Origin of the sequence: Kitasatospora sp. MAP5-34, from assembly GCF_029894335.1 — a bacterium.
GTDB lineage: Bacteria > Actinomycetota > Actinomycetes > Streptomycetales > Streptomycetaceae > Kitasatospora.
Map to the genome: position 1 here is coordinate 1 of NZ_JARXZC010000024.1, position 13,025 is coordinate 13,025.

15 protein-coding genes are annotated in these 13,025 nt (G+C 69.9%); 9 read left to right on the top strand and 6 right to left on the bottom strand.

Annotated features, from left to right (window positions below; all coding sequences use genetic code 11):
- On the bottom strand, positions 1 to 1,148 hold a 1,148-nt coding region (locus P3T29_RS19890), incomplete at its 3' end, for a carboxyl transferase domain-containing protein (RefSeq protein WP_280717877.1).
- Between the two features lie 423 nt (positions 1,149 to 1,571).
- On the bottom strand, positions 1,572 to 1,961 hold the full coding sequence (locus P3T29_RS19895) for a PLD nuclease N-terminal domain-containing protein (RefSeq protein ID WP_280717878.1): 390 nt from the start codon (positions 1,959 to 1,961) through the stop codon (positions 1,572 to 1,574).
- Between the two features lie 81 nt (positions 1,962 to 2,042).
- On the opposite strand from P3T29_RS19895, the gene P3T29_RS19900 reads away from it, so the two are divergent.
- Together P3T29_RS19900 and mqnP are read left to right on the top strand one after the other, a co-directional pair.
- Positions 2,043 to 3,500 carry a menaquinone biosynthesis decarboxylase gene (locus P3T29_RS19900; protein ID WP_280717879.1) on the top strand — a complete coding sequence of 486 codons (1,458 nt, stop codon included), beginning with the start codon at positions 2,043 to 2,045 and terminating at the stop codon, positions 3,498 to 3,500.
- A complete protein-coding gene (gene mqnP, locus P3T29_RS19905; protein ID WP_280717880.1) occupies positions 3,497 to 4,390 on the top strand; it encodes a menaquinone biosynthesis prenyltransferase MqnP in 894 nt (297 codons plus the stop codon). The genes P3T29_RS19900 and mqnP overlap by 4 nt, the downstream gene beginning before the upstream one ends.
- 10 nt (positions 4,391 to 4,400) lie before the next feature.
- Here the strand turns inward: mqnP and P3T29_RS19910 are convergent, their stop codons facing one another.
- Both P3T29_RS19910 and P3T29_RS19915 read right to left on the bottom strand, forming a co-directional pair.
- Positions 4,401 to 4,853: a PIN domain-containing protein gene (locus P3T29_RS19910; protein ID WP_280717881.1), complete on the bottom strand. Its 453-nt coding sequence runs from the start codon at positions 4,851 to 4,853 to the stop codon at positions 4,401 to 4,403.
- Entirely contained in the window at positions 4,846 to 5,124 is a 279-nt protein-coding gene (locus P3T29_RS19915) for a type II toxin-antitoxin system prevent-host-death family antitoxin (RefSeq protein ID WP_280717882.1), read from the bottom strand. The genes P3T29_RS19910 and P3T29_RS19915 overlap by 8 nt, the downstream gene beginning before the upstream one ends.
- Positions 5,125 to 5,188: 64 nt before the next feature.
- Between P3T29_RS19915 and P3T29_RS19920 the strand changes: the two genes are divergently transcribed.
- On the top strand, positions 5,189 to 5,563 hold the full coding sequence (locus P3T29_RS19920) for a VOC family protein (protein ID WP_280717955.1): 375 nt from the start codon (positions 5,189 to 5,191) through the stop codon (positions 5,561 to 5,563).
- Positions 5,564 to 5,581: 18 nt separating this feature from the next.
- Here P3T29_RS19920 and P3T29_RS19925 read toward each other — a convergent pair whose 3' ends face one another.
- A complete protein-coding gene (locus P3T29_RS19925; RefSeq protein WP_280717883.1) occupies positions 5,582 to 6,322 on the bottom strand; it encodes a cyclase family protein in 741 nt (246 codons plus the stop codon).
- Positions 6,323 to 6,371: 49 nt separating this feature from the next.
- On the opposite strand from P3T29_RS19925, the gene P3T29_RS19930 reads away from it, so the two are divergent.
- The 6 genes from P3T29_RS19930 to P3T29_RS19955 all read left to right on the top strand — a co-directional run bounded on the left by P3T29_RS19930 (position 6,372) and on the right by P3T29_RS19955 (position 12,052).
- Positions 6,372 to 7,016, top strand: a complete 645-nt coding sequence (locus P3T29_RS19930) for a UbiX family flavin prenyltransferase (RefSeq protein ID WP_280717884.1) — start codon at positions 6,372 to 6,374, stop codon at positions 7,014 to 7,016.
- Positions 7,017 to 7,134: 118 nt separating this feature from the next.
- Complete coding sequence (locus P3T29_RS19935) at positions 7,135 to 7,596, top strand: Lrp/AsnC family transcriptional regulator (RefSeq protein ID WP_280717885.1); 462 nt, start codon at positions 7,135 to 7,137, stop codon at positions 7,594 to 7,596.
- Positions 7,597 to 7,601: 5 nt separating this feature from the next.
- Positions 7,602 to 8,564, top strand: a complete 963-nt coding sequence (locus tag P3T29_RS19940; RefSeq protein WP_280717886.1) for a threonine/serine dehydratase — start codon at positions 7,602 to 7,604, stop codon at positions 8,562 to 8,564.
- Between the two features lie 89 nt (positions 8,565 to 8,653).
- The gene (mqnE, locus tag P3T29_RS19945; RefSeq protein WP_280717887.1) at positions 8,654 to 9,817 is read left to right on the top strand and encodes an aminofutalosine synthase MqnE; all 1,164 of its coding nucleotides are present in this window, start codon (positions 8,654 to 8,656) and stop codon (positions 9,815 to 9,817) included.
- Positions 9,818 to 10,017: 200 nt separating this feature from the next.
- Positions 10,018 to 10,950: a L,D-transpeptidase family protein gene (locus tag P3T29_RS19950; RefSeq protein ID WP_280717888.1), complete on the top strand. Its 933-nt coding sequence runs from the start codon at positions 10,018 to 10,020 to the stop codon at positions 10,948 to 10,950.
- A gap of 160 nt (positions 10,951 to 11,110) precedes the next feature.
- Positions 11,111 to 12,052, top strand: coding sequence for a beta-ketoacyl-ACP synthase III (locus tag P3T29_RS19955; protein WP_280717889.1), 942 nt, complete (start codon positions 11,111 to 11,113; stop codon positions 12,050 to 12,052).
- 276 nt (positions 12,053 to 12,328) lie between these two features.
- Here P3T29_RS19955 and P3T29_RS19960 read toward each other — a convergent pair whose 3' ends face one another.
- Complete coding sequence (locus tag P3T29_RS19960) at positions 12,329 to 12,970, bottom strand: TetR family transcriptional regulator (protein ID WP_280717890.1); 642 nt, start codon at positions 12,968 to 12,970, stop codon at positions 12,329 to 12,331.
- Positions 12,971 to 13,025 lie beyond the last annotated feature (55 nt).

A 13,025-nucleotide genomic window follows, 5' to 3' on the forward strand; every position in this document is an offset into this window, starting at 1 on the left:
AAACCGGGGACGTCGAGCATGGTGACCAGCGGGATGTTGAACGCGTCGCACATCTGGACGAAGCGGGCGGCCTTCTCGGAGGCGTTGATGTCCAGCACGCCGGCCAGCGACTGCGGCTGGTTGGCGATGATGCCGGTGACGTGGCCGTCGATCCGGGCGAGCACGCACAGCACGTTGGTGGCCCAGCGCTCGTGGACCTCCAGGAACTCGCCGTGGTCGACGATCTCCTCGATGACCTTGCGCATGTCGTACGGGCGGTTGCCGTCCGCCGGGACGAGGTCCAGCAGGATCTCGTTGCGGCGGTCCACCGGGTCGTCGGAGGGGACGGCCGGGGGCATCTCGCGGTTGTTCTGCGGCAGCAGCGACAGGAGGTAGCGGACCTCCTCGATGCAGGACTGCTCGTCGTCGTAGGCGAAGTGCGACACGCCCGACACGCCCGAGTGCACGTCCGCGCCGCCGAGGCCGTTCTGGCTGATCTTCTCGCCGGTGACGGCCTGCACCACGTCGGGGCCGGTGATGAACATCTGCGAGGTCTCGCGGACCATGAAGACGAAGTCGGTGAGCGCCGGGGAGTACGCGGCGCCGCCCGCGCACGGGCCGAGCATCACGGAGATCTGCGGGATCACACCGGAGGCACGGGTGTTGCGCTGGAAGATACCGCCGTAGCCGGCCAGCGCCGTGACGCCCTCCTGGATGCGCGCGCCGGCCCCGTCGTTCAGCGACACCAGCGGCGCACCCGCCGCGATCGCCATGTCCATGATCTTGTGGATCTTCTGCGCGTGCGCCTCACCCAGCGCGCCGCCGAAGATCCGGAAGTCGTGCGCGTACGTGAAGACCGTCCGGCCGTGCACCGTGCCCCACCCGACGATCACACCATCGGTGTGCGGCTTCTTCGCCTCCAGACCGAACCCCGTCGCGCGGTGGCGCCGCAGCGGCTCGATCTCCCGGAACGAACCCTCGTCCAGCAGCAGGGCGATCCGCTCACGGGCCGTCAGCTTGCCCTTGGCGTGCTGCGCTTCGGTGGCCTTCTCGCTGGGGCCGAGCAGCACCTTCTCCCGGAGATCCCGCAGTTCGGCCACCCGCCCGTGGGCATCGGCCGGGATCTCGGGGATCTCGTCGCCGATCGGCGCCTCGTGCAGAACCGTCATCTCGAACCACTCCAGAGTGTGAGGGGAACTGTCCGACAGCCGGCCTGCTTTCGGCGGCTGCTGCTTGCGAACAACTCTTCACCTATGACACTACGAGGGAGTGCGCTCGGATTTCGGCGTCGATTCTGTACAAGGTCGGGCCCCAGAACATGTCAGGGCCGTACAGAAGGCCCACCCGTCCCCCTGAAGTCCCGACAACCCTGGCGAGCCGCTGCAGCGGCCTTCGGCCCCGCCGTTGATCCGGATGAAACCGCAGGTCAGGGTGGTGCTACGGGGGTGGCGCCGGGGCGTACCGGCGGTTCGTACGGGCGTGCGCCCCGCCGGTCCGCCGATCGCCGTCGGGTGCGCCTGGCACATGCCGACTCGTAGGGATGCGCCAAACAGGAGCCTGCGAGGTCAGGGGTGCTGGTCGTCGGCCTCAGTTCAGCACGGGCCGCCGTCCTGGTCGTCCTTGCCGCGCAGCTCCTCCTCGCGGCGGCGCAGGTCGGCCTCCCAGCGCTTGAGCTGGGCCTCGCGGGCCCGGTTCGCCTGGCCGAGCTCCTGGCCGAGCGAGGCCAGGAACTCGGGGTTGTCGTCGGGCGCGACCTGGTCGACCCGTCGCGCGGCGGCCGGAGCGGCGGTCGCGCCGACGGAGCCGCGCCGCCTGCCCGCGACCAGCCAGGCGACCGACCCGACCAGCGGGAAGAGCAGCACGATGATCACCCAGATCACCTTCGGCAGGTGACGTACCTCCTGCTCCGGGGTGGTCACGCAGTCGATGAACGCCCAGATCCAGAGAGCGATGACGAGCAGTGGCGGCAGAATCCTCAGCACGGTGGCGGTCTCCCCCGGAGGTACGGCGTTTGGTGGGCCCCTTGGCGGGGCCAGGCTAGTCCGTATCGGATACTGGCACGTATGGCATACGACGATCTCCGCTCGTTTCTCCGGGCCCTGGAGCGTGAGGGCGACCTCAAGCGCATCAAGGCCGAGGTCGACCCCCATCTGGAGATCGGGGAGATCGTCGACCGCGTCCAGAAGGCCAAGGGCCCGGCGCTGCTCTTCGAGAACGTCAAGGGCTGCTCGGTGCCGCTGGCGATGAACGTCTTCGGCACGGAACGCCGGCTCGCCAAGTCGCTCGGACTGAAGGGTCCGGAGGAGATCTCCGAGAAGATCGCGGGCCTGCTGAAGCCCGAGCTGCCGCACGGTTTCACCGGCTTCCGGGACGCCTTCGGCAAGCTGGCCTCGATGGCGCACGTCCCGCCGAAGAACGTGAAGTCCGCCGACGCCCCCGTCCACGAGGTGGTACTCACCGGCGACGACGTCGACCTGGACGACCTGCCCGCGCTCTTCACCTGGCCGCTGGACGGCGGCTCCTTCTTCAACCTGGGCCTGACCCACACCAAGGACCCGGACTCCGGCATCCGAAACCTCGGTCTGTACCGCCTCCAGCGGCACGACAAGCGGACCATCGGCATGCACTGGCAGATCCACAAGGACAGCCGCAACCACTACGCGGTGGCCGCCAAGCGCGGCGAGCGGCTGCCGGTCGCGATCGCCTTCGGCTGCCCGCCGGTGGTGACGTACGCGGCGACCGCGCCGCTGCCGGGTGACATCGACGAGTACCTGTTCGCGGGCTTCGTGGCCGGCGAGCGGGTGAAGATGGTCGACTGCAAGACCGTCCCGCTGCAGGTCCCGGCCGACGCCGAGGTGGTGCTCGAAGGCTGGCTGGAGCCCGGCGAGATGCTGCCGGAGGGGCCGTTCGGCGACCACACCGGCTTCTACACGCCGCAGGAGCCCTTCCCGGCGCTGAAGATCGACTGCGTGACGATGCGCAAGCGCCCGATCCTGCAGTCCATCGTGGTCGGCCGCCCGCCGACCGAGGACGGGCCGCTCGGGAAGTTCACCGAGCGCTTCTTCCTGCCGCTGCTGAAGATCATCATCCCGGACATCGTGGACTACGACCTCCCCGAGGCCGGCGGCTTCCACAACTGCGTGATCGTCTCGATCGACAAGAAGTACCCCAAGCACGCCCAGAAGGTCATGCACGCGATCTGGGGCGCCCACATGATGTCGCTGACCAAGCTGATCATCGTGGTGGACGCGGACTGCGACGTCCACGACTACCAGGAGGTCGCCTGGCGGGCACTCGGCAACACCGACTACAGCCGCGACCTGAGCGTCGTGGAGGGCCCGGTCGACCACCTCGACCACGCCTCCTACCAGCAGTTCTGGGGCGGTAAGGCGGGCATCGACGCCACCCGCAAGCTCCCCGAGGAGGGCTACACCCGCGACGGCGGCTGGCCCGAGATGGTCAGCTCCGACCCGGTCACCGCCGCGCTGGTCGACAGCCGCTGGAAGGAGTACGGCCTGTGAGCACCATCGCCGTCCCGCAGAGCCGTACCAAGGCGTTCCTGCGCCTCGTCCTGATCGAGCACTCGATCTTCGCGCTGCCGTTCGCCTTCACGGCCGCCTTCACCGCGATGTTCCTGGACGACCGCAAGGTGCACTGGGGGCAGCTGCTGATCGTCACGGTCTGCATGGTCGGCCTGCGCACCTTCGCGATGGCCGCCAATCGGATCATCGACCGCGAGATAGACGCCCGTAATCCGCGCACCGCCACCCGCGAGCTGGTCACCGGCGCGGTCTCGATGCGGACGGCGTACACCGGGTCGGCGATCGCGCTGCTGGTCTTCCTCGGCGCGGCGGCCCTGCTCAACCCGCTCTGCCTCTTCCTGGCCCCCGTCGCGGTCGTGCCGATGGTGGTCTACCCGTACGGCAAGCGGTTCACCGACTTCCCGCACGCGATCCTCGGCCTCGCCCAGGCGATGGGCCCGATCGGCGCCTGGCTGGCCGTCACCGGCACCTGGTCCTGGGACGCCGTGGTGCTCGGCCTCGCCGTCGGCATCTGGATCGGCGGCTTCGACCTGATCTTCGGCTGCCAGGACGTCGCCGCCGACCGCGCCGAGGGCGTCCGCTCCGTCCCCGCCCGCTACGGCATCGCGGCGGCCCTCTACGGCGCCCGCACCTGCCACGTCGTCACCACCGGCCTGCTGGTCTGGTTCGCCCTCCTGACGCACGCCGGCCCGGCGTTCTGGGTCGGCCTGGTGGTGGTCGCCTGCGCCTTCGTCTACGAGCACTCGATCATCAGGCCGAACGACCTCTCCCGCCTCAACCGGGCCTTCTTCACCACCAACGGCTTCGTCGGCATGTCCCTCTTCGCCTTCGCCCTCCTCGACCTGGTGATCCGCGGCCTGGGCGTGTGACGGGCCGGCTTCAGAGGTCGAAGGGGAGCAACCGAAAGGCCGAGTTCGCGGTCAGCGGGCGGATCGTCCGGAAGTGCTTGACGTCGAGAGTCAGGATCGACGAGGTCCGGAACTCCCGGGCCAGGACGACGTTCATGGCGCCGGTCAGCCCGATGTCGGGGTAGGTCTGCATGACCGAGCGGGCGGCCGGCAGATGCGCGCCGACCTCGGGGACCTCGAACCGGGAGCGCAGAACTCCTTGGGAGAGGTAGCCCAGCGCCTGCAGCGCGGCCGGGCCCCCGGCGCGGGCGGTGAGCAGGTAGTCCAGTTCGGCCAGTACGAACGGCGGTAGTACGAGGTGGCCGAGCTGTCGCAGAGCGGCCCGGCACCGGTCGTGATGCGGGTCGCGCGGATTGAAGAAGGCGAGCAGTCCGGAGGTGTCCGCGACCGCGACCGGAAGGTCCGTCCGGGTGCTGTCAGTCAAGGCCGAACCCCTGCCGCATCAGCTCGTCCTGCTCCTCGACGTCCATCGGCTCGAAGCTGATCGGCGGGGGATCCTGGAAGTACGGGTCGTCGCCCATAGGGTCGGTGCGGAAGGCGTACGAGGGTGGGTCCTCCGGGCCGTACGGGCGCAGTATGGCCACCGGGCGGCCGTTCTTGGTGACCGTGACCGTCTCCCCGGCCTCCACCCGGGCGAGGATCTGGGCGGTCTGCTGGTTGAGCTCGCGTGCGGGTACTTCGCTGGACGCTCCCATGGAACCAGCGTACTACCTGTACTACATCGATGTCCGTCCACTGTTCCCGGAGGAGTGGATCCACGTGATCGGCAAGCTGCAGTGCGTCGTGCTGGACTGTCACTACCCGGCGGGGTTGGCGCATTTCTACGCCGCTCTGCTCGGCGGGGAGGTGGACCGGCCCGATCCCCGGTGGTCGCTGGACGAGGAGTGGGCGACGGTGCACGCGCCCGACGGCTCGGTGCTGGCGTTCCAGCGGGTGGAGGACTTCCGGCCGCCGATGTGGCCGGACCCGGCGCATCCGCAGCAGCTGCACCTGGACGTCGAGGTGCCGGACCTGGACGTGGCCGAGCCGCAGGTGCTGGCGCTGGGCGCGGTGCTGAAGGAGGCCCAGGACGGGTTCCGGGTCTACCTGGACCCCGCGGGCCACCCGTTCTGCCTGGTACGAGCGGCGAGCTGACAGACCTGTGGGCGCGGGTCACCCCAGCCGGGCGACGGCCCGGACGGGGGCGCCGTCGGCGGCCACCAGGCGGAGCGGGAAGAGCGACACCTCGATCGGCAGGCCGGCCGTCTGGGCGTCCAGCAGGGGGGTCAGGTCGGTGAGGTTCTCGGCGATGACCGATCCGCCCGGGGTGCCGAGCAGCAGGCGGTGGGCGGCGAGGCCGGCCGCCTCGGCGGCCGGGTCGTGCTCGTCGGAGAGGTCGGCGAGCAGGGCGGCGACCGTCGGGTCGGCCGGTCCCTGCTCGGGGGTCCGGTCGATGCTGAGGGCGTCCACGCCCAGCGTGCGGACCCCGGCGGCCACGATCGCCCCGGCGGCCTCGGGGGTGAGCCAGGGGTGGGCGAGGTAGTGGTCGGTGCCCCAGTGCCGGGGCCAGCCGGTGGCGAGCAGCAGGACGGTGCCCGGGGTGACCAGCGCGAGGGCGGGGGCCAGCTGGTCGGCTGTCACCGCCGTCCGGGGTTCGAGCCCGCGCAGGTCGGCGACGACGGCGGGGCCGGTGAACAGCTCCAGCGGCAGCCCGTCCAGCGTCGGCCAGGTGACGTCCACGTGGTACGGCGCGTCCACGTGGGTGCCCGACTGCGAGCCGAGGTGCAGGCCGAGCACGTTGACCCCGGCGGTGGCGGTGGTGAGCGCGGGCCGCAGTTCCACCTCCGGATCCCCGGGGTAGACGGGCATCCCGGTGGTGACCGGGTGGGTCAGATCGATCAGCGTCGACGCCATGGGGCTATCCTCCCGGGTCGGGCGGGCCGTGAGTAGCGAAAATGACCACATGAGTATCGAGAAGCAGGTGCGTCGGCCGTGGGTGGTCGGGGTCTCCGGTGCGTCCGGGACGCCGTACGCCGCCGCCGTGATCCGGGGGCTGCTGGCGGCGGGCGAGGCGGTGGACCTGGTGGTGAGCCGGGCGGCCCGGCTGACCATCCTGGACGAGACCGGGATCTCCTTCCGGGACGCCCGCTGGCAGGAGGACCTGGCCGGGTGGATCGGCGTCCAGGACCTTGACGACGTCCGCTACTGGACGGCGGGCGACTTCGCGGCCGGTCCGTCCAGCGGCTCGTACCCGGCAAAGGGGATGCTGGTCGTCCCGGCCAGCACCGGCTCGGTGGCGGGGATCGCGCTCGGGCTGAGCAAGGACCTGCTGCAGCGGGTCGCCAGTGTGACCCTGAAGGAGCGTCGGCCGCTGGTGGTCTGCGTCCGCGAGACCCCCCTCAATGGGGTGACGCTGAAGCACCTGGTGGAGCTCGACGCGCAGGGCGCCGTCGTCCTCCCCGCCTCGCCGGGCTTCTACGCGGGCGGCTCCACGGCCCGTGAACTGGTGGACTTCGTGGCGGGCCGGGTGCTCGACGCGGTCGGTGTGCCGCACCAGCTCTACCGGCGCTGGGAGGGCGAGTTGGGGTCAGGAGGCAAGGTCGCGTAAGCGCGGGGGTTACGGGAGAGTATGTTCTTTGCGATATCCGGGTTGATCCGCGCACGGCGCCTTTGAATCCGGATAATGATCTGTGGGTCTGGAGAGGTTCGGAAGGACGCGGGCGTATATGGACACGGTGGACAGACAGCTCATCCAGGCGCTGCGGGAGAACGGCCGCGCGTCGTACGCCGAGCTGGGCCGTCTCGTCGGCCTGTCGGGCCCGAGCGTGACGGACCGGATCAACCGCCTGGAGCAGGCCGGGGTGATCACCGGCTACCGCGCCACGGTCAACCCGGCGTCGCTCGGCTTCGGCGTCACCGCCCTGATCGGTCTTCAACTCACCGACGCGGCCGACCACGAGGACGTCGCGCACCGGCTCAAGGAGCTGGGCGAGGTCGAGGACTGCTGGTTCATCGCCGGTGACGACTCGTACATGCTCAAGGTCCGGGTCTCCAACGTGGAGGGCCTGGAGTCGGTGGTCAAGCGTCTCTCCGGCACCAAGGGTGTCGCGCGGACCAGGACCACGGTCGTACTCTCCACCAAGTGGGAGAACCGGGTGAGTGACCTGCCTCTGGCAGAAGGGGAGTAACGCGGATGGCACTGGTCGGACTTGAGGAACTGCGTGCGGCGCAGCGGCGGATCTCGGGAGTCGCGGTACGCACACCGCTGCTGCCCTGCCCGTGGGCGGCGGAGGGCTCCCGGGCGCTCTGGCTGAAGCCGGAGAACCTGCAGCCGACCGGTGCCTTCAAGATCCGCGGCGCGTACAACCGGCTGGCCGCCCTGACGGACAGTGAGCGCGCCCGTGGCGTGGTCGCCCAGTCGAGTGGCAACCACGCCCAGGCGGTCGCGTACGCGGCGCGGCTGCTCGGGCTGAAGGCCGTCATCGTGATGCCGGACACCTCGCCCGCGATGAAGGTCGCGAACACCCGCGCCTTCGGCTCCGAGGTGATCCTCGTCCCACCGGCCGAGCGGGACATCCTGCCCGCCGAGCTGGTCGAGAAGCACGGCTACGTCTGGGTGCCGCCGTTCGACGACCCGTACATCATCGCGGGCCAGGGCACCGTCGGCCTGGAGATCGGCGAGGACGCCCCGGACGAGCTGGACACCGTGCTGGTGCCGTGCAGCGGCGGCGGACTGCTCGGCGGGACGGCCGCCGCGCTCAAGCTGACCTGTCCGGGCGTCCGGGTGATCGGCGTCGAGCCGGAACTCGCGGCCGACGCCCAGGAGAGCTTCCGCACCGGCCGCCGCGCGGTGTGGCCCATCGCCGACACCCAGCGGACGCTCGCGGACGGCCTGCGCACCCCGGCGGTCGGCGTACTGCCGCTGGAACACATGCAGGCGTACGTGGACGACATGGTGACCGTCACCGAGCAGGAGATCCGCGACACCGTCGCCGTCCTCGCCCGCCGGGGCCGGCTGGTCGCCGAGCCGTCCGGCGCGGTGGCGGCGGCCGCGTACTTCCACCACGCGGACGAACTGGACGGCCGGGTCTTCGCGGCCGTCGTCACCGGCGGCAACCTCGAGCCGGCACTGCTCGCGGAGCTGCTGGCGCAGTAGGCCCGCGCCCCTGGTGGGCGGGCCGTCGGCCACGGGGGCGTAGGCTCGGTCCCGGTCAATTCTCAAGGCACGAGGAGGCGGGTCACCGCATGGACGCAGGGCTCAAGCGCGAGCTGGAGGCGAAGGTCTACGCGGGTGAGCGGCTGACCCGCGAGGACGGCATCGCGCTCTACGAGAGCGACGACCTGGCCTGGCTGGGCGGCCTCGCGCACCATGTGCGGACGCAGAAGAACGGCGACGTCGTCCACTTCAACGTCAACCGCCACCTCAACATGACCAACGTCTGCGCGGCCTCCTGCGCGTACTGCTCGTTCCAGCGCAAGCCGGGCGAGAAGGACGCGTACACCATGCGGATCGAGGAGGCCGTCCGGCTGGCGAAGGCGATGGAGGTCGACTCGCTCACCGAGCTGCACATCGTCAACGGCCTGCACCCGACCCTGCCGTGGCGCTACTACCCGCGTTCGCTGCGCGAGCTGAAGGCGGCGCTGCCGAGCGTCTCGCTGAAGGCGTTCACCGCGACCGAGATCCACTGGTTCGAGAAGATCAGCGGCCTGTCGGCGAGTGACATCCTGGACGAGCTGATCGACGCGGGTCTGGAGTCGCTGACCGGCGGCGGCGCGGAGATCTTCGACTGGGAGGTCCGCCAGCACATCGTCGACCACGAGACCCATTGGGAGGACTGGTCGCGGATCCACCGGCTGGCTCACTCCAAGGGCCTCAAGACCCCGTCGACGATGCTCTACGGCCACATCGAGGAGCCCCGCCACCGCGTGGACCACGTGCTGCGGCTGCGCGAGCTGCAGGACGAGACCGGCGGTTTCCAGGTCTTCATCCCGCTGCGCTACCAGCACGACTTCCACGATTCCAAGGACGGGGTCGTCCGCAACAGGCTGATGGCCCGTACCGAGATGGCGACCGGCGCCGAGGCGCTGAAGACCTTCGCGGTCTCCCGGCTGCTCTTCGACAACGTCCCGCACGTCAAGGTCTTCTGGGTGATGCACGGCGTCACCACCGCGCAGCTGGCGCTCAGCCACGGCGCGGACGACATGGACGGTTCGGTCGTCGAGTACAAGATCACGCACGACGCGGACAACTTCGGCACGCCGAACAAGCTCGGCCGTGACGACCTGCTGGACCTGATCCGCGACGCGGGCTTCCGCCCGGTCGAGCGGAACACCCGCTACGAGATCATCCGCGAGTACGACGGCCCCGACTTCGGGCGTCGCGAGACGCCGCAGGCAATGCGGCTCTGATCACACTCACGCAGAGATCCCCCGGCCGAACCAGGCCGGGGGATCTCTGCGTCTGTGGATGTACGCGGGGCACACCCGGGACATCTGCGGGACATACATGCCCATTTCACCCGGCCTCACCACACGCTGCGCGTATGCTCACAGGCTCACCACATGTCGCGGGTTTCGTTTCTGGCCGTGACTTTGGAAGGATCGTCAGCATGTCCGGTACCCGCCGAGCCACCGCCACCGCCCCTCGCCGTCATCAGGCCACCCCTCAGCAGTCGGGTGTCGACAGCACGGGCGGGCGGTCGAGAGGGCATCGGCGCAAGCCACGCAAGCGCCGGGGCCGGGCTCTGATGGGTGGTACGGCGATGCTGCTGGCCGCCGCGGCGGGCTGGTTCACGATCGGCCCGGGCCGGACGGCTCCCGTCGTCAACACGGCCGGCGCCCCGGATGTGCCGCAGGCCGACCAGCCCTCCCCGAACCCCTCCACCGCGCAGGCCGGGATCGGCCGGACCGACCCCCCGGCCGCCGACCGCTCCGACCGCAGCGACGGCTCGCTCGCCGCCATACCGGGCCTGGGTGCCTCGTTCCTCTCCCGGGTGCCCGCCGAGACCCGGCAGCTGCTGGTGGCCTCCGGCAAGGGCAAGGACTCCTCCGACGCCACCGTCACGCTCTTCACCCGCACCCCCGAGGGCAGGTGGCAGGCCGGGACGGCCTGGCCCGCCCACAACGCGTACAAGGGCTGGACGGACGACCACAGCTCCGGCGACCTGCGCAGCCCGATCGGCGTCTTCGCGCTGACTGATGCGGGCGGTCACAACGCCGACCCGGGCAGCAAGCTCCCGTACGACCAGAGCTCCGCCTTCGTGATGAACGGCACCGGGTTCAACGGCGAGCAGCTGGCGGGGTCCTTCAACTACGTGGTGGCGATCAACTACAACCGGGTGGCCGGCAGCTCCCCGCTGGACGGTCGCTTCCCCGACGGCGCGGCCAAGGGCGGCGGCATCTGGCTGCACGTGGACCACGGCGGGCCGACCCACGGGTGCGTCACGCTCACCGAGGACCACATGGCCGAGTTGATCAAGGTGCTGGACCCGGCTCTGCACCCGATGATCGCGATGGGAGACGCCGCTTCGCTGGCCGCCTGACCTCGGGTTCCGCCTATGCCGGGCCTATATTCGGCGGTGTGCGGCCGGTGGACGACCCGTGCGGGACATGGGCTGTTGTCCGGCCCCTACAGCTTCCGGCCACTTACCTTGTACCGGGGCGTTACCAGCAGACTGACCGGTAACGCGGTTGAGTGGCAGTATGACCGCCTCCCGCATCGTGGCGCTCGGCCACTACCAGCCGCCCAAGGTCCTCACCAATGACGACCTGGCGAAGCTGGTCGACACCGACGACGAGTGGATCCGCAGCAGGGTGGGTGTACGAACCAGGCATATCGCCGTCGACGAGACCCTGGTGGACCTCGCCACCGAGGCCGCGCAGAAGGCGCTGGCCAACAGCGGCCTGCACGCCCAGCAGATCGACCTGGTGGTGGTTGCGACCTGCACCGCCGTCGAACGCAGCCCGAACACCGCCGCCGCCGTGTCCGCCCGGCTCGGCGTCCCCTCGCCTGCCGCGTACGACATCAACACCGTCTGCTCCGGCTTCTCCTACGCGCTGGCCACCGCCGACCACGCGATCCGCGCGGGGGCCGCGACCCGGGCGCTGGTGATCGGCGCCGAGCGGATGTCCGACACCATCGACTGGACCGACCGCTCCACCTGCGTGATCTTCGGCGACGGCGCCGGAGCCGCCGTGGTCGAGGCCGTCCCGGACGAGCAGTCCGGCATCGGCCCGGTGCTCTGGGGCTCCGAGCCGGACAAGGGCGACGCCGTGGTGATCACCGGATGGGACCCGACGATCAGCCAGGTCGGCCAGACGGTGTTCCGCTGGGCCACCACCAAGATCGCCCCGCTGGCCCGGGAGACCTGCCTCAAGGCCGGTATCGAACCGTCCGAGCTCAAGGGCTTCGTCGCCCACCAGGCCAACCTGCGGATCATCGACGCCATCGCCAACAAGCTGGGCGCACCGAACGCGGTGATCGCCCGCGACGTGGTCGACTCCGGCAACACCTCGGCCGCCTCCATCCCGCTGGCCCTCAGCAAGCTGGTCGAACGCGGCGAGCTGGTGTCCGGTGACCCGGTGCTGCTCTTCGGCTTCGGCGGCGGGCTGGCGTACGCGGGACAGGTCGTCCGCTGCCCGTAGGCATCGCCGGCAGGCGATCAGCCGCTGAAACATGCAGCAGGGGCGCGGGGAGACCCGCGCCCCTGCTGCATGTTTCGTTGCGTGTTCCAGCGGCTGGACATGGCCGGACATGGCTGTGGGGCGGTCGGAATCCTGGTGATTCCGACCGCCCCACGGTGGTTTCTGGCGCGTCGCGGTACGTCGGCGAACCTCCCCCGAGGACACGGCCGCCGTCCGGCACACCCCGGACAGGAGGCCGGGGCTACGCGCGAGCTGGATGGTGCGGAGCGAGGTCTGTTACTTGGGCGGCTTCTTCCCGGTGACACCCAGGTAGACCTGCAGCGCCAGGTTGGGCTTGAGGTCCTTGACCTTGACGCCCCAGGAGGTGAAGGCCTTCGAGTGCTCCGCCGCCGAGGCGAGGAGCGAGACCAGCGATCCTGAGACGGCAGCCGGGTCGACCGACTTGTCGGTCTTTGCCTGGTTGGCCTTGACGGCTTCGGTGAGCGGCCCGGCGACCGAGTTGAGGACCTTCATGCGGATCTTGAAGAACCGCTTGTCCCCTTCGGCAGCACCGAGAGTGACCACTCGGAGAATGGCGTCGTTCTTGCGCCAGAAGGCGAGGAATCCGTCCACCAGTTCTTCCGAAGTGGTGAAGCCGGTCTTTCCCGCCCAGGACTTTCCATCGACGAGCTCTTTGAGCCCGCCGCTGTCCTCGGCCATTTCCTCGGCGATCTCGAGGACGGCGCCCTCGACATCCGGGAAGTACTGGTAGAAGGTCGCGGGGGAGGTTCCCGCCATACGGGCGACGTCGATGACCTTGACGTCCCGATAGGGCGACGTGCTGAGCATCTCGCGGAGGCAGTCGAGCAGCTTCTGCCGCGTCTCCTGTCCGCGTCGCCCGGCGACGCGACCGTCGACGGTGCGAACTTGTCCTGTCATGCCGTCAGCTTACCGTGGCACGATCTTGGCGCGATTCGGTGATGCGACTATTACT